The 21,586-nt window shown below is 73.6% G+C and carries 22 protein-coding genes; 9 read left to right on the forward strand and 13 right to left on the reverse strand.

All coding sequences use genetic code 11. The features are described 5' to 3' along the window. Window positions 1-305: 305 nt before the first annotated feature. Both ACWEQL_RS30875 and ACWEQL_RS30880 read left to right on the forward strand, forming a co-directional pair. A complete protein-coding gene (locus ACWEQL_RS30875; RefSeq protein WP_452153643.1) occupies window positions 306-644 on the forward strand; it encodes a P-II family nitrogen regulator in 339 nt (112 codons plus the stop codon). A gap of 240 nt (window positions 645-884) precedes the next feature. Next, window positions 885-2,639 carry a carbohydrate-binding module family 20 domain-containing protein gene (locus tag ACWEQL_RS30880; protein WP_452153644.1) on the forward strand — a complete coding sequence of 585 codons (1,755 nt, stop codon included), beginning with the start codon at window positions 885-887 and terminating at the stop codon, window positions 2,637-2,639. A 114-nt stretch (window positions 2,640-2,753) separates the two neighbouring features. On the opposite strand, the gene ACWEQL_RS30885 is transcribed toward ACWEQL_RS30880, so the two are convergent. Then, window positions 2,754-3,566 carry an SDR family oxidoreductase gene (locus ACWEQL_RS30885; protein ID WP_452153645.1) on the reverse strand — a complete coding sequence of 271 codons (813 nt, stop codon included), beginning with the start codon at window positions 3,564-3,566 and terminating at the stop codon, window positions 2,754-2,756. Window positions 3,567-3,946: 380 nt separating this feature from the next. Between ACWEQL_RS30885 and ACWEQL_RS30890 the strand changes: the two genes are divergently transcribed. Further along, a complete protein-coding gene (locus ACWEQL_RS30890) occupies window positions 3,947-4,996 on the forward strand; it encodes an alpha/beta hydrolase (RefSeq protein WP_452153646.1) in 1,050 nt (349 codons plus the stop codon). Window positions 4,997-5,085: 89 nt separating this feature from the next. On the opposite strand, the gene ACWEQL_RS30895 is transcribed toward ACWEQL_RS30890, so the two are convergent. Both ACWEQL_RS30895 and ACWEQL_RS30900 read right to left on the reverse strand, forming a co-directional pair. Beyond that, entirely contained in the window at window positions 5,086-5,928 is an 843-nt protein-coding gene (locus tag ACWEQL_RS30895) for a hypothetical protein (protein WP_452153647.1), read from the reverse strand. Between the two features lie 71 nt (window positions 5,929-5,999). Continuing rightward, window positions 6,000-6,521 carry a SigE family RNA polymerase sigma factor gene (locus tag ACWEQL_RS30900; protein WP_452153648.1) on the reverse strand — a complete coding sequence of 174 codons (522 nt, stop codon included), beginning with the start codon at window positions 6,519-6,521 and terminating at the stop codon, window positions 6,000-6,002. A gap of 211 nt (window positions 6,522-6,732) precedes the next feature. On the opposite strand from ACWEQL_RS30900, the gene ACWEQL_RS30905 reads away from it, so the two are divergent. Beyond that, complete coding sequence (locus tag ACWEQL_RS30905) at window positions 6,733-7,521, forward strand: hemerythrin domain-containing protein (RefSeq protein ID WP_452153649.1); 789 nt, start codon at window positions 6,733-6,735, stop codon at window positions 7,519-7,521. Window positions 7,522-7,659: 138 nt separating this feature from the next. On the opposite strand, the gene ACWEQL_RS30910 is transcribed toward ACWEQL_RS30905, so the two are convergent. Further along, window positions 7,660-9,132, reverse strand: a complete 1,473-nt coding sequence (locus ACWEQL_RS30910; RefSeq protein WP_452153650.1) for an FAD-dependent monooxygenase — start codon at window positions 9,130-9,132, stop codon at window positions 7,660-7,662. Window positions 9,133-9,292: 160 nt separating this feature from the next. Here ACWEQL_RS30910 and ACWEQL_RS30915 point away from each other — a divergent pair, with 160 nt between their 5' ends. Both ACWEQL_RS30915 and ACWEQL_RS30920 read left to right on the forward strand, forming a co-directional pair. Beyond that, the gene (locus ACWEQL_RS30915) at window positions 9,293-9,946 is read left to right on the forward strand and encodes a TetR/AcrR family transcriptional regulator C-terminal domain-containing protein (protein ID WP_452153651.1); all 654 of its coding nucleotides are present in this window, start codon (window positions 9,293-9,295) and stop codon (window positions 9,944-9,946) included. Between the two features lie 107 nt (window positions 9,947-10,053). Then, a complete protein-coding gene (locus ACWEQL_RS30920) occupies window positions 10,054-10,962 on the forward strand; it encodes a DUF1152 domain-containing protein (protein ID WP_452153663.1) in 909 nt (302 codons plus the stop codon). A 14-nt stretch (window positions 10,963-10,976) separates the two neighbouring features. Here the strand turns inward: ACWEQL_RS30920 and ACWEQL_RS30925 are convergent, their stop codons facing one another. Genes ACWEQL_RS30925 through ACWEQL_RS30935 form a run of 3 tightly spaced genes read right to left on the reverse strand, consistent with a single transcriptional unit; the run spans window position 10,977 to window position 13,563 of the window. Beyond that, window positions 10,977-11,522 (reverse strand): FHA domain-containing protein, encoded by a 546-nt coding sequence (locus ACWEQL_RS30925; RefSeq protein WP_452153652.1) that lies wholly within the window; start codon window positions 11,520-11,522, stop codon window positions 10,977-10,979. Next, window positions 11,519-12,982 (reverse strand): hypothetical protein, encoded by a 1,464-nt coding sequence (locus ACWEQL_RS30930; RefSeq protein ID WP_452153653.1) that lies wholly within the window; start codon window positions 12,980-12,982, stop codon window positions 11,519-11,521. Before ACWEQL_RS30930 ends, ACWEQL_RS30925 begins: the two co-directional genes overlap by 4 nt. Before the next feature lie 20 nt (window positions 12,983-13,002). Continuing rightward, window positions 13,003-13,563, reverse strand: coding sequence for a DUF1697 domain-containing protein (locus ACWEQL_RS30935; protein ID WP_452153654.1), 561 nt, complete (start codon window positions 13,561-13,563; stop codon window positions 13,003-13,005). A gap of 123 nt (window positions 13,564-13,686) precedes the next feature. Between ACWEQL_RS30935 and ACWEQL_RS30940 the strand changes: the two genes are divergently transcribed. Then, entirely contained in the window at window positions 13,687-14,157 is a 471-nt protein-coding gene (locus tag ACWEQL_RS30940; protein ID WP_452153655.1) for a pyridoxamine 5'-phosphate oxidase family protein, read from the forward strand. A 44-nt stretch (window positions 14,158-14,201) separates the two neighbouring features. Here the strand turns inward: ACWEQL_RS30940 and ACWEQL_RS30945 are convergent, their stop codons facing one another. Continuing rightward, on the reverse strand, window positions 14,202-14,558 hold the full coding sequence (locus ACWEQL_RS30945; protein ID WP_452153656.1) for an arsenate reductase family protein: 357 nt from the start codon (window positions 14,556-14,558) through the stop codon (window positions 14,202-14,204). A 169-nt stretch (window positions 14,559-14,727) separates the two neighbouring features. Between ACWEQL_RS30945 and ACWEQL_RS30950 the strand changes: the two genes are divergently transcribed. Further along, complete coding sequence (locus ACWEQL_RS30950; protein WP_452153657.1) at window positions 14,728-15,945, forward strand: cytochrome P450; 1,218 nt, start codon at window positions 14,728-14,730, stop codon at window positions 15,943-15,945. An 85-nt stretch (window positions 15,946-16,030) separates the two neighbouring features. Here ACWEQL_RS30950 and glnA read toward each other — a convergent pair whose 3' ends face one another. Next, the gene (gene glnA, locus ACWEQL_RS30955) at window positions 16,031-17,443 is read right to left on the reverse strand and encodes a type I glutamate--ammonia ligase (protein ID WP_452153658.1); all 1,413 of its coding nucleotides are present in this window, start codon (window positions 17,441-17,443) and stop codon (window positions 16,031-16,033) included. A 269-nt stretch (window positions 17,444-17,712) separates the two neighbouring features. Between glnA and ACWEQL_RS30960 the strand changes: the two genes are divergently transcribed. Next, a complete protein-coding gene (locus ACWEQL_RS30960; protein ID WP_452153659.1) occupies window positions 17,713-18,180 on the forward strand; it encodes an RDD family protein in 468 nt (155 codons plus the stop codon). Window positions 18,181-18,328: 148 nt separating this feature from the next. Here the strand turns inward: ACWEQL_RS30960 and ACWEQL_RS30965 are convergent, their stop codons facing one another. The 4 genes from ACWEQL_RS30965 to ACWEQL_RS30980 all read right to left on the reverse strand — a co-directional run. Beyond that, window positions 18,329-19,018, reverse strand: a complete 690-nt coding sequence (locus tag ACWEQL_RS30965; RefSeq protein WP_452153660.1) for a DUF4191 domain-containing protein — start codon at window positions 19,016-19,018, stop codon at window positions 18,329-18,331. A 170-nt stretch (window positions 19,019-19,188) separates the two neighbouring features. Then, window positions 19,189-20,142 (reverse strand): lipoyl synthase, encoded by a 954-nt coding sequence (gene lipA, locus ACWEQL_RS30970; RefSeq protein WP_452153661.1) that lies wholly within the window; start codon window positions 20,140-20,142, stop codon window positions 19,189-19,191. Between the two features lie 142 nt (window positions 20,143-20,284). Then, the gene (gene lipB, locus ACWEQL_RS30975) at window positions 20,285-21,055 is read right to left on the reverse strand and encodes a lipoyl(octanoyl) transferase LipB (RefSeq protein WP_452153664.1); all 771 of its coding nucleotides are present in this window, start codon (window positions 21,053-21,055) and stop codon (window positions 20,285-20,287) included. 92 nt (window positions 21,056-21,147) lie between these two features. Next, window positions 21,148-21,586 (reverse strand): PucR family transcriptional regulator (locus ACWEQL_RS30980; RefSeq protein WP_452153662.1); only part of this gene is annotated, 439 nt, incomplete at its 5' end.

The raw sequence follows: 21,586 nt of genomic DNA on the forward strand, positions 1-21,586 counted from the left end.
GTCAATCAGATCTTCTTTATACACAACAAGTCTATCGCCAATAGTGGACGGGGGGGGGGTTTTCGCTGTACCACCTGGTCAACACGGTGGGGGGGGCCCCGACGGCTCTCGCCGTCGGGCCCCGTCGTCGTCCGCACCCGGGCCTCGCTCACCTGCCTCGCTACCGGCCTCGCTCACCGGCGAGGTCCCGACCGGCCGGACCTCGCCGTGCACGCCGGGAGCGCGTACGATCACGGCGTCCTGGGCCACGGAACCACGGCCCACGCCACCGTGCTCGCGCACTCGTCCGACAGGGCCCCCGCCTCATGAAGCTGATCACCGCGATCGTCAAGCCGTTCAAGCTGGACGAGGTCAAGAACGCCCTCCAGGCCATCGGCGTGCACGGGCTGACCGTCACGGAGGCCAGCGGATACGGGCGTCAGCACGGGCACACCGAGGTGTACCGCGGCGCCGAGTACCGGATCGACCTGGTGCCCAAGGCCCGGATCGAGATCGTGGTGGAGGACGAGGACCTGGAGCGGGTGATGGACGAGATCGTCCGCGCCGCGCGGACCGGGAAGATCGGCGACGGCAAGGTGTGGGCGGTGCCGGTGGAGGACGTCGTTCGGGTCCGCACGGGGGAGCGCGGGCCGGACGCCGTCTGAACCGTTCGACTGCCGACGGGCGCCCAGGGTCACCGGCCCGGGGCGCCCGTCGCGTTTCCCCGGCGGCCCAGGTCGGGGGCCCGGCGTGCGACAGGTCTTGACGGCGCGGGAGTGCGCCCCTAGGTTCGGCGCTGCAAGTTTCCTGAAAGTTTCAGCAAGCTTTCGCAAGAGCGATACCTCCAGGCCACCCCCACCTCGGCCTGGCCCCGGCTGCCCCACCTCAGCCCCCCAGGAGACATCGTGGTCACCACCGCCCCCGTCCGTCGGCATGCCCGAACGGCCGGCGCGCTCACCGCCTCGGCGGCGCTCGCGCTCTCGCTGACCGCCGCGTTCACCACCGCCGCGGTCACCGTCGCCCCCGCCGCCCTGGCCACCCCGCCCAGCACCAAGGACGTCACCGCCACCCTCTTCGAATGGCGCTTCGACTCCGTCGCCAAGGCCTGCACCGACACCCTCGGCCCCAAGGGCTACGGCTTCGTCGAGGTCTCGCCGCCCCAGGAGCACATCCAGGGCGCCCAGTGGTGGACCTCCTACCAGCCCGTCAGCTACCGGATCGCCGGCCGGCTCGGCGACCGCACCTCCTTCAAGAACATGATCGACACCTGCCACGCGGCCGGCGTCAAGGTGATCGCCGACTCGGTGATCAACCACATGTCGGCCGGATCCGGCACCGGCACCGGCGGCACGGTGTACAGCAAGTACACCTACCCCGGCTACTACCAGGACCAGGACTTCCACTCCTGCCGCACCGCGATCAGCAACTACGGCGACCGCGGCAACGTGCAGAACTGCGAGCTGGTCAACCTCTCGGACCTCGACACCGGCTCCTCGTACGTCCAGCAGACCATCGCCAACTACCTCAACGACCTGGCCTCGCTGGGCGTCGACGGCTACCGGATCGACGCCGCCAAGCACATGGCGGCCGGCGACCTCGCGGCGATCAAGGCGAAGACGGCCAACCCCAACGCGTACTGGGTCCAGGAGGTCATCTACGGCGCGGGCGAGCCGATCCAGCCCTCCGAGTACACCGGCACCGGGGACGTCGACGAGTTCCGCTCCGGCACCTGGCTGAAGAGCGCGTTCCAGGGCGGGCGGATCTCCGACCTCGGCGGCTGGGGCTCCGGCCTGCTGCCGAGTGACAAGGCCCGCACCTTCGTCGACAACTGGGACACCGAGCGCAACGGCTCCACGCTCACCTACAAGGACGGCTCGGCCTACACCCTGGCCAACGTCTTCATGCTGGCGCACCCGTACGGCTCGCCCAACGTCTACTCCGGCTACGCCTTCAACGGCCACGACGACGGCCCGCCGAACGGCGGCACCGTCAACGCCTGCTACAGCGACGGCTGGAACTGCACCCACGCCTGGCGGCAGGTGGCCAACATGGTCGGCTTCCGCAACGCGGTCGCCGGCACCGCCGTCACCAACTGGTGGTCCAACGGCAACAACGCGATCGCCTTCGGCCGCGGTGCCAAGGGCTTCGTGGCGATCAACCGCGAGCCGGGCCCGGTCACCCAGACCTTCCAGACCTCGCTGCCGGCCGGCACCTACTGCGACGTCCAGCACGGCGACCCGTCCGCCAACGGCGGCTGCGGCGGGCCGACCTACACGGTCGGCTCCGACGGCCGGTTCACCGCCACCGTCGGCGCCGGCGACGCGGTGGCCCTGTACGTCGGCGCCTCCGGCGGCACCGTCCCGGCGAGCTCCGGCGCCTCCTTCGCGGTGAACGCCACCACCAGCTGGGGCCAGAACGTCTACGTGGTCGGCAACAACGCCGCCCTCGGCAGCTGGGACCCGGCCAAGGCGCTGCCGCTCTCCTCGGCCGCGTACCCGGTCTGGAAGCTGGACGTGGCGATGGCCGCGGGCACCGCGTTCGAGTACAAGTACCTGCGCAAGGACGCCTCCGGCGCGGTGACCTGGGAGTCCGGGGCCAACCGCACCGCCACCGTCCCGGGCTCCGGCAAGGTGACGCTGGGCGACACCTGGCGGCCCTGACCCCCCGTACCCCCTACCGCCGCTCACGACGGCCGTCCCGCCCCGCCTGCGCGGGGGCGGGGCGGCCGTCGGCGTACGCGGGCGGGTGCCGCGCGGGGGGAGGGGTGTGCCCGGTCAGCCGCGCCCGATGTAGGGCATCGTGGTCGCCATCACCGTCGCGAACTGCACGTTGGCCTCCAGCGGCAGCTCCGCCATGTGGCGCACGGTCCGGGCGACGTCGGCCACGTCCATGGTCGGCTCCACGGCGGTCCGCCCGTCCGCCTGGCGCACCCCGGTGCTCATCGCGGCGGTCATGTCGGTCGCCGCGTTGCCGATGTCGATCTGCCCGCAGGCGATCCGGTACGGCCGCCCGTCCAGCGAGAGCGACCGGGTCAGCCCGGTCACCGCGTGCTTGGTCGCGGTGTACGCGATCGAGTGCGGACGCGGCACGTGCGCCGAGATCGAGCCGTTGTTGATGATCCGGCCGCCCTGCGGCTCCTGCCGCCTCATCCGCCGGAACGCCGCCCGGGCGCAGAGGAAGGCGCCGGTCAGGTTGAGGTCGACCACCGCCCGCCACTCGGCGACGGAGAGCTCGTCCACCGGGGTCGGCGCGCCGAAGGTGCCCGCGTTGTTGAACAGCAGGTCCACCCGGCCGAAGCGGTCGGCGGCGGCCGCGAACAGGGCGTCCACCGCGTCGGGGTCGGTCACGTCGCTGGGCACCACGAGGGTCGTCCCGCCCGCGGCGGCCCTGTCGGCAGCCGTCGAGGCCGCAGCCGCCGCAGCCGTCGCGTGCAGGGGCTCCGCCCGCCGCCCGGCGAGCACCACCCGCCAACCGGCCGCGGCCAGCTCCACCGCGACCGCGCGGCCCACCCCGCTGCCGGCCCCGGTGACGACGGCGACCCGCCCGGGCCCGGGGGTCGTGGCGGGTTCGACGGGTGCTGCGGGCATGGCGGGGCTCCTTTCGCGGTGGGGCTGCTCCGATCGTCCCCGGCGCGGTCGCGGCGCGTCACTGGTAGGAGGACCCAAAGCCCGCCGCCCCCGGCGCCCGCAGCGCTGTGCACCCTGCCGTCCGGCGGGCCGGAGCCCCCGCCGAACGGCGGGGAGGGTGTCCGCCGATCGGGGGTGAACCCGTGGACGACGCCCGTACGTGCGCAACCGGTCCGGGCCCGGTCACGTCATAAGATCGCAGGACGGCGCGCCACCCCACCGGGCGGCGCGCCTTCCAACGGGGCCTGCGATCAGCCGTGCCCCGGTTCCGTCTCGGCCCCACCCGGGGGCCACCGCCCGGCCCCGTGGGCCGGACGTGACACCGGTCGGAGAGTCTCACCGTGCAGCCGCAGTCCACCCGCATCCGCGCCGTCCTGACCGGCGCCGCCGCCTTCACCCTGGCCGCCTCGCTGGCGGCCTGCGGCAGTACGGACGGCAGCGGGGACAGTGCCAAGGGCGGTGGCGGCACGTCCGCCGCCACCGGCGCCACGGCCGACGGCGGCACCCCGGCCCCGGCGCCGACCACCACCGCGCCGCCGAAGCCGAGCAAGGTGCTGATGCCCACCGGCCCGCAGGCCACCTTCACCAAGGCCCGCGACACCAATGCCGGCCAGATCACGGTCACCACGCTGACCGGCCCCAAGTCGGGCGTCTCCGGCAAGGTCTGGGTCTGGCTGCCGCCGGAGTACCACGACCCCAAGTACGCGAAGACCGGCTTCCCGGTGCTGACCCTCTACGCGGGCGGCCAGAGCGCCGGCTACAACACCTGGACCGACAACCAGCTGCCGATCCAGGAGGCCAACGCCGAGCTGGTGAAGACCGGCAAGTCGCACCCGTTCATCATGATCATGCCGGTGCAGAACCTGGAGTCCAGCGAGGCCAAGGCCCTGGAGTGCGCCGACATCCCCGGCCAGCCCAAGATGGGCACCTGGATGGCCGAGGACATCCCGGACTTCGTGCGCGCCAACTTCCGCACCGTCAAGGGCCGGGACGGCTGGGGCCTGATGGGCGCCTCCACCGGCGCGTTCTGCAGCGCCAAGCTCGCGCTGCAGCACCCCGACAAGTTCAAGGCGGCCGTCCCGATCGACGGCTACTTCAACCCGGACTCCCCGCTCTGGAAGGGCCACGACGCCGAGCGGCTGGCCAACAGCCCCGACACGATGGTCGCCCAGGGCAAGGCGGACGTGCGGATCCTCGCCACCGCGGGCGGCGCCAACGCGTACGAGATCAGGCTGGTCAAGGCCTGGGTGGCCAAGGCGGCGCCGCCGCTGACCGTGGAGTACTACGAGCAGCCCGGCGGCAAGCACCTGACCTCGGACTTCAAGAAGATGATCCCCGACACCCTGCAGTGGCTCAGCAAGAACCTGGCCGGCCCGGAGGCCGACCAGTAGGCACCGGCCGTACCGCGCGGACCCCCGAGCCCCCCGGCCCGGGGGTCCGCGCGTCCGGCCGTCGGGCCCGGCCGCCGCGCCCGGCGGTGTCAGCCGAGCTTCCAGTCCCGCCAGCCCTCGTCGACCGCCTGGACGAAGCCCGGTCGGGCGGCCACGTCGAGCGCCTGCTCCGGGGTGAGCGGTGTCCGCGGCGTCCCGTCGGTGGAGCCGGGGTTGAGGTTCACGGTGATCCGGCGGTGCCTCTCGGCGGTGATGACCATGAGGACGGTCCCGCCGGGCCGGTCGCGGTAGGCCGGGTACGCCGCCCAGAGCACGGTCCCGTCGGGCAGCGTCCGGCCGGCGCAGTCCCGCAGCAGGTCGCCGTTGGTGCGCGGGCCGCAGGGTGACATCCGCTCCTCGGGGGTCCTCGCCCAGCCCTCGAAGATCCGGAGCACGTTCCCCTCGCCGCCGTCCTCCCTCAGCAGCCGGAAGACCGAGGCGTGCCCGCCCTCCTCGACCCGGCCGGCGAACCCGGGCAGCGGGTGCTCCCGCAACCACGTCAGCAGGTTCTGATGGCCGACGGCGTTCAGCCGCCAGTCCTCCACCAGGTGCTCCGGCGTGGGCGCGGCGGTGGCCGTCGGCGTCGGCGCGGCCGAGCCGCTGGGGCCCGCCGTCGGGGTGCCGCTCGCCGGCGGGCTCCCGCTCGCGGTCGGGGCGGCGGCGGTGGCGCTGGGCTCCGGCCGGCCGCCGACCGTGACGCCCAGCGTGGCGACCGTCGCCACCGCCGCCGCCACCGCGGTGACCGTCAGCACCCGGCGCCGCAGTCTCAGCCGGGCACCGGCCCTGCGGACCTCCGGCACGACCACCGGCGCGGCCGGCTCCGGCTGGTCCAGCGCGGTACGGAACAACGCGCCCATCTGCTCGGCGCCGAACTCGGGATCCTCCCGGGTCATGTCCTTGCCTCTCCTCATCAGCTCGCGTCGGGGCCCGCGTCGGCGCGGCGGACCGTGGGCGCGACGGTCCGTCAGTTCGCGGCGATCTCGTGCACCGAGTCGCCGAGGATCGCCCGCAGCTGGGCCAGCCCCCGGTGGGTGCCGGACCTCACCGCACCCGTGCTCAGACGCAGCGCGGCGGCCGTCTCCTCGACGCCCTGGTCCTCCCAGAACCGCAGCACCAGCACGGCCCGGTACGCCGGGGTGACCCGGGCCAGCGCGGCCAGCACCGCCAGCCGCCGGGCCGGGTCGCTCTCGACGGCCCCGCCGGGCGAGGCGTCCAGCACCGCCGGCAGGTCCGCCTCGGCGACCTCGTGGGAGGAGCGCCGCCGGCGGGTGTCGATGTAGTGGCGGACCAGCGTCGTCCGGGCGTAGCCGATGGCGGCCTCGGGTTCGCGCAGCCGGTGCCAGCGGGCGTACAGCTTGACCAGCGTGGCCTGGACGAGGTCCTCGGCCAGGTGCCAGTCCCCGCAGAGCAGGTACCCGGTGCGGCGCAGCGCGCCGTAGCGGCTGGCGACGAACTCGTCGAAGGACTGCTCCTGTTCCGGTGACATTCCGCCCCGCTGCTCCTCGTCCGCTCCCCGGCGCCGTACGCGCCCTCACTCTGGACACGAGGCGAGGGCCGCGCCGTGTTGCGCCGCGGCCCGGATTCTCCGCGATCCAGCCGCTGACCTGGGCGTCAATCGGACATTGATTCCCCTCTGATCGACTGTGCCCACCCTGGTGACCCCAGCCCAGCCTCCCGCGATCCGTGAAGAGAGCGTCATGCCGAGCCACCTGCTGCCCGTTGCGAACCCGTCCGTCCCCGCCCAGCCGGCCCCCGCCGCGACGGGTGAGCGTGCCGTGGCCGAGGAGGAGCCGCAGGCCACCCGCTTCGCCGGTCTGCGGCTGGTGCACTCGGCGCTGCGCCGGGACCTCGCCCGGCTGCCCAACGCGCTGCGGCTGCTCCAGCCCGGGGACGACGAGCAGGGCGCGGCGCTGCTGCGGCACTGGGACTTCGTCACCGCGATGCTGACCTGCCACCACGAGCAGCAGGACACCCGGATCTGGCCGATCCTGCGCCGCTTCGCGCCCGAGCTGCGGCTGCTGCTGAACTGGCTGGAGGCGGACCACCACAACCTGGACCACTCGTTCACCCGGGTCACCACCCTGGTGCGGATCGCCAGCCGGGACGCCGGCAGCGCCTGGCCGGTGGCCTACGCGGTGGAGGACCTGGCCGCCCGGCTGGAGACCCACCTGCGGATCGAGGAGCGGCAGCTGCTGCCCGGGATGGAGAAGGTCTTCGTGGCCAACTCCCGGGTCGGGAGCCTGCCGGAGCTGCTGGACCTGCTGCGGTCGGCGCAGGGCCCGGGGACCGCGGACGCGCTGGCCTGGCTGCTGGAGGGCGTCGAGCCGGAGGTGGTCGACCGGCTGCTGGCGGACTGCGACGACAGCGTGGCCCGGCACTGGCCGCACTGGCAGGCCACCTATCAGCGCTGCACCGCGCCGCTCTGGGGCCCGGCCGAGAGCGTCCCCGGCGTCCCGGGCCAGCTGCCGGGGCACCTCTCGGACTGAGCGCCGGGCGCTTCTCGCGGTCCTCGATCTACGCGCGTGGCATATGCCATGAGCATGAAGGTGCGGGGGCGCGGTCGGTGCGCGGGCGCGGGGGCATGGCCGGCGTGAGGGCGCGCGGGCCCGGGGGAGACCGAGGCCTCAGCGCATCCCGAGCCGCGCCAGGTACCCGTTCACCGCGGCCGGGTCGTACGTGGCCAGCCCCAGGTAGCCGTCCGGGCGCACCACGAACAGCCCCCGCCCGTACGCCCCGGCGGCGACCCCGCCGTCCACCCGGTGGGCCCGCACGCCCGCCGGCAGCCCGTGCGGCAGCTCGCAGCCGACGGCCAGCACCGTCGCGTGCGGTCCCCGGAAGACGTCGAACAGCCGGGCGGGGCCGCCCTCGCCGTCTGTGGGCGGGGCGTCCGTGAGCGGGGCGTCCGGCGCGCGCTCGCCGGCCCGCAGCGCGTCCTCGGCCAGGTCGGTGCGCTGCTCCACGGTCAGCGGCCCGTGCTCGTAGCCCAGGCCCAGCTGCTCGGTGCGCGGCCCGCGGCGCAGCTCGCCGGCCCGCACCCCGCCCGCGCGGTGCAGCCGGGTGGAGAGCTCCAGCACGTCGGCCGCGATCGGCAGGCGCTCCTCCTCGTAGCTGTCCAGCAGCGACTCGTCCGCGCCGTGCCGCAGCACCTGGCCGAGCTTCCAGCCCAGGTTGTACGCGTCCTGGACGCTGGTGTTCAGCCCCTGGCCGCCGGCCGGGGAGTGGATGTGGGCGGCGTCGCCGGCCAGGAAGACCCGGCCCTCCCGGAACCGCTCGGCGAGCGCGGCCCGCGGCTTGAAGTTCGAGGCCCAGCGCACCTCCCGGACGTCCTCGGCGGCGAGGTGGGTGCGCTCGGCGATGGTGCGGGCGACGGCCTCGGGGGAGGTGTCCGGCTCGCCCTCGGTGAACTGGGCGAACAGCTGGAAGTCCGCCGTGCCCGGCAGCGGGCAGAGCAGCAGCGCGCCGCCGGGCGCCTTCGGCCAGATGTGCCAGTTGTCGCGGTCCAGGCCGTCGATCCGCACGTCGGCGACCAGCGAGGGGCTCGGGTCGACCTCCTCGCCGGCCATCGGGATGCCCATCGTCCGCCGGACGGTGCTGCGCCCGCCGTCGGTGGCCACCAGGTAGCGGGCGCGGACCGTCCGGTCGGCGCCGTCCGGGCCGGTCAGCCGGGCCTCGACGTGGTCCGGGTGCGGGGTGAGGCCGGTCAGCCGGGTGCCGAAGGTGACCCGGCCGCCGAGCTCGCGCAGCCGGGCGTCCAGCAGCTCCTGGGTGCGCCACTGCGGGACCATCCGGACGTCCGGGAACGGGACGGTCGGGTCGGGGGCGTTGCGCTCCATGAGGTCCCACTCGCCCTGCCGCTCGCCGTCCTGCCAGCTCATCATCCGCGGGTACGGCGCACCGGCGGCCCGGACGGCGTCGGTCAGGCCGAGGTCGTCCAGGACCTCCAGGGTGCGCGGCTGGAGCCCCTTGCCGCGGGAGCCCGGGAACAGTGCCGCGGAGGCCTCCACCAGCAGGACGTCCACCCCGCGCCGGGTGAGGTCGCAGGCCAGGGTGAGGCCGGTCGGGCCGGCTCCGACGACGAGGACGTCGATGTACTCCATGATCACCATCTCCTTAACGGCGTTAAGCTCGCTGTCGTGGACGAGCATGGCCTTAACGGTGTTAAGTTGTCAACGGGTGAGTCCGCCGGACCGGGATCCGGGCCGACGGGAGCCCCCGCAGGAACACGGGCGGCCGGGGCCGCCGTACGGAAGGAACGCCATGGCAGCGCCCAAGCTGGACCGCGCACAGGTCGTCGACACCGCCCTGCGGCTGCTCGACGAGACCGGCCTGGACGGTCTGACCCTGCGCCGCATCGCCACCGAGCTGGACGTCAAGGCACCCGCGCTGTACTGGCACTTCGCCAACAAGCAGGCGCTGCTCGACGAGATGGCCACCGAGATGCTCCGCCGGATGAACGCCGGCCCGGCCGCCCGGCCCGAAGGCTGGCAGCAGGCGCTCACCGCCAGCTGCCGCACCCTGCGCGCGGGACTGCTCGGCTACCGCGACGGCGCCAAGGTCTTCAGCGGCACCCGGCTCACCGACAGCGGCCACGCCGAGGGGCAGCAGCTGATGCTGGCGGCCTTCGTCGACGCCGGGTTCACCCTCCCCGACGCCGTCCAGGCCTTCACCACCGGGCTGGCGTACACCATCGGCTTCGTGATCGAGGAGCAGGCCGTCCAGCCGATGCCCGGCGAACGCGCCCCCGGCTACGACCCCGAGGAGCGCGCCGGCTCCATCGCGCCCGAGCACGAGCTCGCGGCCGCCGCCGGGGCGGACCTCTTCGGCGACTTCGAGCGCCGCTTCGAACGCGGCCTGACCGTCCTGGTGGCCGGCGTCGAGGCGGTGCTCGCGCCGCCGGCCGCGCGCCCCTAGGTGCCGTTCCGGGGCGGGACGGGTGCTACCGTCCGCCGGTGACCTCGTCGATTCAACCGTCCCTGCTGCAACCCCCGCTGATCGCCCGTCTGCTGGGCGCCGAGCGCATCCTGATCGCCGGCGCCGGGGGCGGCTTCGACGTGTACGCGGGCCTGCCGATCGCCCTCGCCCTGCGCGCGGCCGGCAAGGACGTCCACCTCGCCAACCTCTCCTTCAGCCACCTGTACGGGCTGCCCGCCGACGTGTGGCTGGAGCCGGACGTGGCCCGGATCCGCCCCGACACCGCCGCGCCCGAGGGCTACTTCCCCGAACGCACCCTCGCCCGGTGGCTGCGGCTGCACCGCATGCCGGACACCGTCTGGGCGTTCGCCTCGGTCGGGGTGCGGCCGCTGCGCGAGGCGTACCGGGCGCTCGTCGGGCACCTCGGCATCGACGCGATCCTGCTGGTCGACGGCGGCACCGACATCCTGATGCGCGGCGACGAGACGGGGCTCGGCACGCCCGAGGAGGACATGGCCAGCCTCGGCGCCGTCGCCGGGCTGGCCGGGGTGCCCGAGCGGCTGGTGGCCTGCCTGGGCTTCGGCATCGACGCGTTCCACGGCGTCAACCACTCACTCGTCCTGGAGAACCTGGCCGCCCTCGACCGGGCCGGTGGCTACCTGGGCGCCTTCTCCATCCCGCGGGCGAGCCGGGAGGGCGCGCTCTACCTCGACGCCGTGGAGCACGCCCGCGCCGCCTACCCGGAGCACCCGAGCATCGTCAACGGCTCGGTGGCCGCCGCGCTGCGGGGGGAGTTCGGCGACGTGCGGTTCACCGACCGCACCCGGTACAGCGAGCTCTTCGTCAACCCGCTGATGACGCTGTACTTCGGGGTGACGGTGGAGGCGCTGGCGGCCGAGCACCGCTACCTCCACCTGCTGGAGCGCACCGTGCTCACCCGTCAGATCAGCAGCGTGATCGAGGAGTTCCGGGACGGGCTGCCGCACCAGCGGCCGCCGCGCCAGTACCCGCACTGAGGCGCCCGCGAAGCTCAGCCCGAGGCGAGCCGGAACTCCAGGTTCCCGAAGCGCACCTGGTCGCCGGGGCGCACCCGGGTCGAACCGGCCACCCGGCGGCCGTTCACATGCGTGCCGTTGGTCGAGCCGAGGTCGTACAGCACCCAGCCGTCGCCCTCGTGCCGCAGCTCCGCGTGGGCACGCGACACCGATGCGTCGTTCAGCCGCAGGCCCGAGCCGGGCAGCCGGCCGATCGTCAGCACGGGCGCCCCGCCCTGCGGCAGGCTCAGGCCCGGCAGCCGCTCCAACCGCCACGCGCCGCGCAGTCGTACGCCGAACGCCGAGATCTGCCCGGCCGTGCGCAGCACGAACCGGCCGACCGGGTTGCCCCTCGGCAGGTCGGCCATCGCCTCGTCCAACTCGGCGCGGCTGTTCGCCTGCAGCACGACGTCCATCCGGCCGAGGAACGTGTCGTGCGACAGCCGCCCGCTGCCGGCCCCCTCCCGGAGCACCCCGAGCGCCTGCTCCCGCTCCGCCTCGGAGGGCCGGACCACGTGTGTCCGGATCTCTGGTGACGTCATGGCCCGATTGTCGGCCCACCCGCCGCCACCTGTCCAGATTGCACGGTGCGCCAGGACAGCGTGAAGTCCGGACCGACCCGCAGCGAGCGCTCCCCGGAGCCCTCGTCGAGCGTGCTGACCTCCCCGGGCGCGGTGAACGCGCCGGTGGAGCCGAGCCGCAGCCGGGTGAGCTCCTCCTGCCGGGCCACCGTCAGTTCCCAGGCCCTGTCGGCCTCTCCGGCAGCTCCGGCCCCGGCGGGGGTGGCGAGGTGGACGACGGCCTCCCGCTCGGGGGCGTGGCGCTGCCCGCCGAACCCGAGCGCGATCAGCCGCACCTGGGCCGTCCGCGGCGCGGCGCGCCGCTCCCCGCGCGCCGGGGCCCGCCGTCCGCCCAGCTCCTGCGCCAGCTCGCGGGCCCAATCGCCGGTCGGTCCCCGGCCCGCCCGCATCCGCAGGGTCTCGGCGAACCAGCCCGCACAGGCGTCCCCGCCGCGCTCCACCCACCCCGTGAGCAGCGCGCGGAACGCGTCCTCCCCGCCGCCGGCCACCGCCAGCAGCTCCGCCCCGGCGCCCTCGAACACGCCGCACAGCCGCAGCACCGCGCGCCGGGAGGCCGTGGCCGCGTACCGGACGTGCCGGATCTCCAGCATCGCCTGGTGCAGCACCCCTGCCGCGAGGGCGGCGGCGCCGCCGCCCGCGGGCAGCAACGGACGGGGCTGCCGTCGCCGGCGCCCGACCCCCGGCGTCACCGCGTCGGCGGCCCGGCCACCCGGTGAGAGCCCCCAGTGCGGGTCGTCGATCCGTACCTCGGCCCGCTCGCCGACCAGCCGGCCGGTGCCCGCGAGCAGCAGCTCCACCCGGCCGGGCGAGGTGCGGAACTCCAGCGCCCCGCCGGCCGGATGGCCGAGGTCCAGTTCGGCCACCGAGACGGCGTGCAGGCCGATCGTCAGCTCGGGCGGCGCCCCGGTACCGGTGGGGGAGGGCTCGCCGTGGTCGAAGTCGCGCCGGGCGCGGACGGTGAGCGTGCCGCCCAGCTCCGCCCCTGCGCCCTCCAGCCGGAGGTACTCGAAGCGGCAGTCCGTCAGGTCGTAGCCGGCCACCGCCCGCTCGGTGAGCGGCTCGCTCCAGTGGTACAGCGTGTCGGCGTGGCCCCGGTAGGGCCCGGACGGCGCGTCCCGGAGCGGGGACACCAGCCCGGCGGCCGGCTGCCCGGCGGCCTCGGACTCGGCCAGCACCCACGCGTACCGGGACTCGCCGAACGAGGCCATCCAGCGCAGCGCCCGGCGCGCCCGCCACTCCCGCGCCCAGGGCGTACGGGCGGTGGCGGCGGCGAACAGCGGGGCGGTGTTGTTGTCCCAGACGTCCGCGAACCGGATGACCGTCGGCCGGTCGAAGGTGCGCCCGTCCGCCGCCGCGGCGGCGATCCGCGTGATCGATCGGTCGAGCAGTCCGGTCAGCACGCGCAGCGCCGACTGTGGCACGGTCCCCCCAAGGATGGTCGTCAGGCCTTCTTCGCGGCCGCCAGGATCTTCTCCGTCGTGTGCAGGAACCGGGAGGTGCCCCGGCCCCGGTAGGACTTTCCGAAGACGTCCGCCGGGTTGGTGTTCATCCGGCCGCCCCGCAGGTGTATCACCACGTACGCGGTGCCCTCGTCGGCGCCGATGATCTCGAAGTCGCCCTTCGGGGAGGTCTGCGGCACCTCGAAGCCTGCCGGCAGCGGCTCGGACAGGAACACCACCATCAGCCGGACCTCCGGGCCCGCCTCGACCCCGGCGAAGGGCTCGGCCGCCAGCACGGCCTCGACCTCCTCGACCGTCCGCAGCATCACCGGCACCTCGAAGCCGAGCGCCTCGGCGAGGTGCGCCTCGATGCGCCGGGTCAGGGCGGCGCGGCCCGGCTCGGCGGCGGGCTCGTCGGTGGTGAAGAAGACGTTGCCGCTCTGGATGTAGGTGCGGACCCCGTCGAGGCCCAGCTCGGTGAAGAGGGCGCGCAGCCGCTCCATGCGCACCGTCCGGCCGCCGACGTTGACGGCCCGCAGGAAGGCGATGTACGTGGTGGTCACGGTGGCAGTGTGACACCCGCCACCGACACCGGTACGGCTACAGCCGGGCCCGGCCGCGCCACCGTCCGGCGGCGGCCGGTGCGCTTCGGCGGGTCCGCCGGTGCCCGGTGCCAGACTGCGGGCATGGCTACCTGGCAGGATTTCGAGCAGCAGGCCCCGGACCTGGCCCCCGCCGTACGGGCCCGCTTCGAGGCGAACAAGCACCACGTCCTGGCGACGCTCCGCAAGGACGGCTCACCCCGGGTCAGCGGGACGGAGGTGGACTTCATCGGCGCCGACCTCGTGCTCGGGTCGATGCGCGACGCGATGAAGGCCCTCGACCTCCGGCGGGACCCCCGCTTCGCCCTGCACAGCAACCCCAGCGACGAGACGCTGGAGGGCGGTGACTCCAAGCTCTCCGGCCTCGCGGTCGAGCTCACCGACGCGTCCGAGCTCGCCGCGTACGAGGCGGAGCTGCCCGAGCCGCCGCCGGGCCCGTACCACGCCTTCCGGCTGGACCTCCGGCAGGTGGTGCACACCACGGTCGAGGGGGAGCACCTGTGGATCGTCTCCTGGCGGCCCGGGGAGCCGGTCCGCCGGGTGCAGCGGCACTGAGCCGCCGCTCCGGCCCCGGGGCGCCCCCCGGGGCCGGGAGGGCGTCAGGACAGGACGGACTTCACGGCCTCGGGTGTCCGGGCCACCACGGCGTGCCCGTCGTCGGCGGTGATGATCGGGCGCTGGATCAGGATCGGGTGCTCGGCCATGGCCGCGATCCAGCGCGCGCGGTCGCCCGGCTCCCTGGTCCACTCCTTCATCCCGAGGTCCTTGGCGGCCTGCTCGTCCAGCCGGGTGATGTCCCAGGGCTCCAGGCCCAGCCGCTCCAGCACCTGCTCCAGGTCGGCGACGCTCGGCGGGTCCTCCAGATAGCGGCGCACGGTGTACTCGGCCCCGGCGGCGTTCAGCTCGCTCAGCGCCGAGCGGCACTTCCCGCAGCGCGGGTTGATCCAGATCTCCATGCCGCCCAGGGTACCGAGCGCCACCGACGGCGGGCCCGGGCGCCACCGCCGACCGCCCTCAGCCGCCCGCGGCAGCCGTCCGGTGAACCGGCCGGAACCGGGGAACTCCCGGGCGTCCGCCGGAGGTTCACGAACCAGGTGACGGGCCGATTCGGAGGGGAGCGCTGCCATGGACGGCGCGGCGATCATCGAGCAACTGGTGTCCGAGCAGGGAACGACCGATCCGTACCCGCTGTACGAGCGGGCGCACGAGCTGGGGCCGGCCGCCCCGGCCGGGCCCGGCACCCTCCTGGTGGCCGGGCACGCCGCCGCCAACCGGGTGCTGCGCAACCCGGCCTTCGGCGTCGTGGACGTCGACTTCATGGCCGGGCTGGACGAGGAGGCCACCCGGCACTCCTCGCTGATGCTGCTCGGCCGCTCGATCCTGGAACGCAACGCCCCGGACCACGCCCGGGTCCGCTCGCTGATCGCCTCGGTGTTCACCGCCCGCCGGGTCGCCGCCCTGCGGCCCGCGGTGGAGGCGGCGGTCGGCCGGCTGCTGGACGAACTGGCCGAACGCGGCGCCGACGGCTCCCCGGTCGACTTCATGGACGCCTTCGCCTTCCGGCTGCCGGTGGGCGTGATCTGCGAGCTGCTGGGCGTGCCCGAGCGCGACCGCTACCGCTTCCGCGGTCTGGCGAGCGATCTGACGGTGGCCCTGGAGTTCGTCCAGGACTACTCCCAGCTGACCGCCGCCGACCGGGCCGCCGACGAACTGTCCGCCTACTTCGCCGAGTTGGCCGCCGAGCGGCGGGCCCGCCCACAGGACGACCTGGTCAGCGACCTGGTCCGGATCGCGGACGAGGACCCGGGTCGGCTCTCCGGGGAGGAACTGCTGGCCAATCTGGTGCTGCTCCTGGTGGCCGGCTTCGAGACCACCACCAACCTGCTGGGCAACGGCCTCGCCCTGCTCTTCCACCGCCCCGAGATCATGGCCGGGCTGCGCACCGGTGCGATCTCCCCGGACGGCTTCACCGAGGAGGTGCTGCGCTACGACCCGCCGGTCCAGCTCACCTCCCGGATCGCCCTTGCCGACGGCCTCGACGTGGAGGGGCTGCCGGCGCCGCGGGGCAGCATGGTGCTCGTCCTGCTGGGTGCGGCCAACCACGACCCGGCCCGCTACGAGCACCCGGAGCGCTTCGACCCGGGCCGTACCGAGAGCCAGCCGCTGAGCTTCGGCGGCGGCCCGCACTACTGCCTCGGCGCCCAGCTGGCCCGGCTGGAGGCGGTGGTCGCCGTCCCCGCCCTGCTGGACCGCTTCCCCCGGCTGGCCCGCGCCGGGGTCCCCACCCGCCGCGACCGCCTGGTCCTGCGCGGCTACGAGACCCTCCCGATCACCACCCGCTGACCCCGCTCGCGACGCCCCCGGGAACCGCCGGGACCGCCGACGCCCATCGAGGCGTCGGCGGTCCCGGCGGTGACGGTGTACGGGCCTACAGGTCGTAGTAGAGCTCGAACTCGTACGGGTGGGGGCGCAGGGCGATCGGGGCGATCTCGTTGGTGCGCTTGAAGTCGATCCACGTCTCGATCAGGTCGGGCGTGAAGACGTTGCCCGCGAGCAGGTACTCGTGATCGGCCTCCAGGGCCTCCAGTACGGCGGAGAGGGAGGCGGGTACCTGCGGGACGTTGGCGTGCTCCTCGGGGGCGAGCTCGTAGAGGTCCTTGTCGACGGGCTCCAGCGGCTCGATCTTGTTCTTGATCCCGTCCAGGCCGGCCATCAGCATGGCGGCGAAGGCCAGGTAGGGGTTGGAGGCCGGGTCCGGGGCGCGGAACTCGATGCGCTTGGCCTTGGCGTTGGAGCCGGTGATCGGGATGCGGATGGCGGCCGAGCGGTTGCGCTGCGAGTAGACCAGGTTGACCGGGGCCTCGAAGCCGGGGACCAGGCGGTGGTAGGAGTTCACCGAGGGGTTGGTGAAGGCGAGCAACGAGGGGGCGTGCTTGAGCAGGCCTCCGATGTAGTAGCGGGCGGTGTCGGACAGGCCGGCGTAGCCCTGCTCGTCGTAGAAGAGCGGGGAACCCTCGGTCCACAGCGACTGGTGGACGTGCATGCCCGAGCCGTTGTCGCCGAAGATCGGCTTCGGCATGAAGGTGGCGGTCTTGCCGTTGCGCCAGGCGACGTTCTTGATGATGTACTTGAACAGCATCAGGTCGTCGGCGGCGTGCAGCAGGGTGTTGAACTTGTAGTTGATCTCGGCCTGGCCGGCGGTGCCGACCTCGTGGTGCTGGCGCTCGACCTCCAGCCCGGCCTTGGCCAGCTCCAGGGACATCTCGGCGCGCAGGTCGGCGAAGTGGTCGACCGGCGGCACCGGGAAGTAGCCGCCCTTGTACTTGACCTTGTAGCCGCGCGCGTCGCCCTCGGCGGAGCCGGTGTTCCAGGCGCCGGCCTCGGAGTCGATGTGGTAGTACGACTCGTTGGCGCTGGTCTCGAAGCGCACCGAGTCGAAGACGTAGAACTCGGCCTCGGGGCCGAAGAACGCGGTGTCGGCGATGCCGGAGGAGGCGAGGTAGGCCTCGGCCTTCTTGGCGACGTTGCGCGGGTCGCGGCTGTAGGCCTCGCCGGTCACCGGGTCCTGGATGAAGAAGTTGATGTTGAGGTGCTTCTCGGCCCGGAAAGGGTCGAGCCGGGCCGTGGCCAGGTCGGGCACGAGCGCCATGTCGGACTCGTGGATGGCCTGGAAGCCGCGGATCGAGGACCCGTCGAACATCAGGATCTCGGTCGGGTCGAAGGTCGCGGCGGGTACGGAGAAGTGCTGCATCACGCCCGGCAGATCACAGAACCGGACGTCGATGAACTTCACGTCGTTGTCCTGGATGAACTGCTTCACTTCGGCGGCGTTGTTGAACATCCATCCTCCTCGGCGTGCGAATGGGACCACCCGCGAACGGGGCTCACCCTAGGAATGGCCCGTTTCCGATCGGTGACCCGGTCGTTTCCTGAATGTTAACCGGACCCGCCGAACGGGCGGCAAAGGCGTACGGCCCTGGACAAAACGCCTACCCCACCGGGGTCCCGTCCGGCAAGTGGTCTGGACCACTTCGGCAGCGCGACACGCCGGATTCACCCTCCGGGGGAGCCGGTGGCGGCGCGTCGCACCCGCCCGGTTAGTGTGGATCGGTGGACACCAGAGAAGCGTTGGGATCGTGGATCGACGGCCCGAAGGCGGCCGCCGAGAAGATGGGCGCCGATTTCGGTTACCGCGGCGAGCGCCTCGGCCTGCCCGAGGAGGGCCCCGGCTCGGTGGCCGGCCCCGGCCGCCGGATCGGCGCGGTCTTCGTGGACGGCTGGCTGGTCGCGCTGGTCGCGTACGGGCTGATCGCCAAGGGTGCCGTCGGCTCGGCCAACATGTGGACGACCCCGCTGTTCTTCGTGGTCACCGTGCTGCTGCTGGCCACCACCGGGACGACCGTCGGCAAGCGGCTGTTCGGCCTGCGGGTGGTGCGTCTGGACGGCACCCGCGCCACCATCCCGCAGGTGATGCTGCGCACCCTGCTGCTCTGCCTGGTGGTGCCGCCGCTGGTCTGGGACCGCGACACCCGCGGTCTGCACGACAAGGCGGTCGGCACCGTCGAGGTCCGGATCTGACACCCGGCGGCGCCCGCCCGGCCGGGCGCCGAACGTCGACCGGCCCGGGCCCGGCGCCGAACGTCCAACAGGACCCGGGTGTGAACGTCGAACGGCCCCGCCGCACACGAGGTGCGGCGGGGCCGTCTGCGTCAACGGGGGAGCGGGCTCAGCGGACCTGGCCGCCCTTGGGCATCCGGGCGCCCTTCGGCATCGGGCCCTTGGGGATCGGCGCCTTGGAGAGCAGGTCGCCGAGGGCGCGCAGCCGGTCGTTGGTCTCGGTGACCTGGCCCGGGGTGATGGCGCGCGGCAGCCGCATCAGGTGGATCTGCAGCTTCTTCAGCGGGACCTCGCCCTCGCCGGTGCCGACCACGATGTCGTGGACCGGCACGTCGCCGACCACGCGGGCCATCTTCTTCTTCTCGGCGGCCAGCAGCTGGCGGACCCGGTTCGGGTTGCCCTCGCCGATCAGCGCGATGCCGGCCCGGCCCACGGCGCGGTAGACCGCGTCCTGGTTACGGGTGACCGCCACCGGCGTCGGGCTGGCGCTCCAGCCGCGCCGGATGTTGTTGAGCACCGCCGCGACCGCGCCCGGCTGGCCCTCCATCTGCCCGAACGCGGCGCGCTCGGCGCGGCGCCCGAAGACGATCGCCATGGCCAGGAAGGCCACGATGAAGCCCAGGATGCCCAGGTAGATGGGGTGATCGATCGCGAAGCCGATGGCGAGAAAGACGCCGAAGGTCAGCAGGCCGACGCCGGCGATGATCAGGCCGATCTTGGTGTCGACCTTCTTGGTCATTTGGTACGCCTGACGGATCTGCTTCAGCCGCCCGGGGTTCTCGGATGTTTCCCTCGCCATAACGCTCATGGTACGTGGCACGGGTGGGGGATATCCAAGCCCGGTACCCGTTCGGTCCGAACCGTGACCCGGACGATCCCGTACGAACACCGAACGCGGCGGGCGGGCCGCGGAAATGCCCGGAGGGGCGGAGCCGAAGCCCCGCCCCTCCTCGATGATCGCGGGCGAACTCAGACGGTCGCCTGCTCGCGGCGCTCCAGCGCCTGGCGGTACAGCCGGCCGGCCCGGTACGAGGAACGCACCAGCGGGCCCGACATGACGCCGGCGAAGCCCAGCTCCTCGGCCTCCTGCTGCAGCTCGACGAACTCGTGCGGCTTCACCCAGCGCTCCACCGGGTGGTGGCGCAGCGAGGGGCGCAGGTACTGGGTGATGGTGATCAGCTCGCAGCCGGCCCCGACCAGGTCGGCCAGCGCCTGGCTGACCTCCTCGCGGGTCTCGCCCATGCCCAGGATCAGGTTGGACTTGGTCACCAGCCCGGCCGCGCGGGCCTGGGTGATGACGTCCAGCGAGCGCTCGTAGCGGAAGGCCGGGCGGATCCGCTTGAAGATGCGCGGCACCGTCTCGACGTTGTGCGCGAGCACCTCGGGGCGCGAGGAGAAGACCTCGGCGAGCTGCTCGGGCACCGCGTTGAAGTCGGGGATCAGCAGCTCGACGCCGGTGCGCCCGCTCTCGCGGCCGGCCGTCATCGCGTGCACCTGGCGCACGGTCTCGGCGTACAGCCAGGCGCCGCCGTCCTCCAGGTCGTCGCGGGCGACGCCGGTGATGGTGGCGTAGTTGAGGTCCATCGTGACGATGGACTCGGCGACCCGGCGCGGCTCGTCCCGGTCGAACTCGGCGGGCTTGCCGGTGTCGATCTGGCAGAAGTCGCAGCGGCGGGTGCACTGGTCACCGCCGATGAGGAAGGTCGCCTCGCGGTCCTCCCAGCACTCGAAGATGTTGGGGCAGCCGGCCTCCTGGCAGACCGTGTGCAGCCCCTCCTTCTTCACCAGCGACTGGAGGGCGTTGTACTCCGGGCCCATCTTCGCGCGGGTCTTGATCCACTCGGGCTTCCGCTCGATGGGGGTCTCGCTGTTGCGGACCTCCAGGCGGAGAAGCTTCCTGCCGTCGGGCGCGACAGCGGACACGTGCGACTCCTAGAACTAGACGGGGTACCCCCAGGGTACGCCTGTGCTTGTACGGCTTTCGCCGGGCCTGTGGCCCGCATTCGCAGGGCAACAGAGCTACCGGCCGGTAGATTCCCCCCCGGTCTCCCGACGCCCGCCCGGCTCAGCGGGCGGCGGCGGGCTCCGGCAGTTCGGCGAGGACGGCCGCCAGGTGCTTCTCGACCACCGGCAGCGCCTCGCCGACCGGGAAGTCCCGGCCCAGCTCGGAGGCGAGCGAGCCCACCCCCGCGTCCCGGATCCCGCACGGCACGATCCGGTCGAACCAGGTCATGTCCGGGTCGCAGTTGAGCGCGAAGCCGTGCATGGTGACCCCGCGCGCGACCCGTACCCCGATCGCCGCCAGCTTGCGGTCGTCGCCGCGCTGGCCCGCGTTGGAGGGAGCGTACTCGGGGCCGGCCAGCCGCGGGTCGATGCCCAGCGGCAGGCCCATCCGCAGGGTGAGCCGGCCGATGTCGACCACCTGCGCCGGGTCCACCACCGCGTCCGGGATGGACTCGCCCAGCACCCAGACCCCGCTGCGGCCCTCGACCCGGGTGGTCCCCACCCCGACCTCGGCGCAGGCGCGGATCAGCGCCTCCTCCAGCCGCCGCACGTACGCGACCACGTCGATCGGGTCCGGCAGCTTGACGATCGGGTAGCCGACCAGCTGGCCCGGCCCGTGCCAGGTGATCTCGCCGCCCCGGTTCACCTCGACCACCGGCGTCCCGTCCAGCGGCAGGTCGGCCGGGTTGGTGCGCTTGCCCATGGTGTACACCGGCGGGTGCTCCAGCAGCAGCACGGTGTCCGGGATCTCGTCCGCGACCCGCAGGGCGTGCAGCCGCTGCTGCTCCTCCCAGGCCTCCTGGTACGGGACGGCGCCGTCGCCCGTACCCATCCGCACGAAACGTACGTTCTCGCTCACCGCTGCTCCTTGCCAGGCGTTCGAGACCAACCTCGCCACTGTACGCCCGGTGCCGTCCGGGCCGTTCAGCCGCCCGAGAGCAGCTGCAGCCGCAGGGCCAGCTGGAGCTCCAGCGAGCGCTCCGGACGGTTCCAGTCCCGGCCGAGCAGCGCCTCCACCCGGTCCAGGCGCTGCACCACGGTGTTCACGTGGACGTGCAGCTCGTCCTTGGCCCGGGTCAGCGAGCCGCCGCAGTCGAAGTAGGCGCGCAGGGTGCGCACCAGCTCGGTGCCGCGCCGGGCGTCGTACTCCAGCAGCGGGCCCAGGGTGGCGCCGACGAAGCCGTCCACGTCGTGGCCGTCGCCGAGCAGCACCCCGAGGAAGCCGAGCGCCCGCGTCGAGGCGCCCTCCCCGGCCCGGCCCAGCACCCGCAGCGCCCGCACGCAGCGCAGGCCCTCGGCGTACGAGGCGGCCAGCGCGACCGGCCCGGCGGCGGCCCGGCCGGCGCCGACGGTGACCGGGAGG

It is taken from the genome of Kitasatospora sp. NPDC004240 (assembly GCF_053603215.1).

Excerpts from the sequence above, each read along its gene's own strand:
- ACWEQL_RS30875 (WP_452153643.1), top strand. The coding sequence starts at position 306 with ATGAAGCTGATCACCGCGATCGTCAAGCCGTTCAAGCTGGACGAGGTC.
- ACWEQL_RS30885 (WP_452153645.1), bottom strand. The coding sequence starts at position 3,566 with ATGCCCGCAGCACCCGTCGAACCCGCCACGACCCCCGGGCCCGGGCGG.
- ACWEQL_RS30895 (WP_452153647.1), bottom strand. The coding sequence starts at position 5,928 with ATGACCCGGGAGGATCCCGAGTTCGGCGCCGAGCAGATGGGCGCGTTG.
- ACWEQL_RS30900 (WP_452153648.1), bottom strand. The coding sequence starts at position 6,521 with ATGTCACCGGAACAGGAGCAGTCCTTCGACGAGTTCGTCGCCAGCCGC.
- ACWEQL_RS30905 (WP_452153649.1), top strand. The coding sequence starts at position 6,733 with ATGCCGAGCCACCTGCTGCCCGTTGCGAACCCGTCCGTCCCCGCCCAG.
- ACWEQL_RS30910 (WP_452153650.1), bottom strand. The coding sequence starts at position 9,132 with ATGGAGTACATCGACGTCCTCGTCGTCGGAGCCGGCCCGACCGGCCTC.
- ACWEQL_RS30915 (WP_452153651.1), top strand. The coding sequence starts at position 9,293 with ATGGCAGCGCCCAAGCTGGACCGCGCACAGGTCGTCGACACCGCCCTG.
- ACWEQL_RS30925 (WP_452153652.1), bottom strand. The coding sequence starts at position 11,522 with ATGACGTCACCAGAGATCCGGACACACGTGGTCCGGCCCTCCGAGGCG.
- ACWEQL_RS30940 (WP_452153655.1), top strand. The coding sequence starts at position 13,687 with ATGGCTACCTGGCAGGATTTCGAGCAGCAGGCCCCGGACCTGGCCCCC.
- ACWEQL_RS30945 (WP_452153656.1), bottom strand. The coding sequence starts at position 14,558 with ATGGAGATCTGGATCAACCCGCGCTGCGGGAAGTGCCGCTCGGCGCTG.
- ACWEQL_RS30950 (WP_452153657.1), top strand. The coding sequence starts at position 14,728 with ATGGACGGCGCGGCGATCATCGAGCAACTGGTGTCCGAGCAGGGAACG.
- glnA (WP_452153658.1), bottom strand. The coding sequence starts at position 17,443 with ATGTTCAACAACGCCGCCGAAGTGAAGCAGTTCATCCAGGACAACGAC.
- ACWEQL_RS30965 (WP_452153660.1), bottom strand. The coding sequence starts at position 19,018 with ATGGCGAGGGAAACATCCGAGAACCCCGGGCGGCTGAAGCAGATCCGT.
- lipB (WP_452153664.1), bottom strand. The coding sequence starts at position 21,055 with ATGGGTACGGGCGACGGCGCCGTCCCGTACCAGGAGGCCTGGGAGGAG.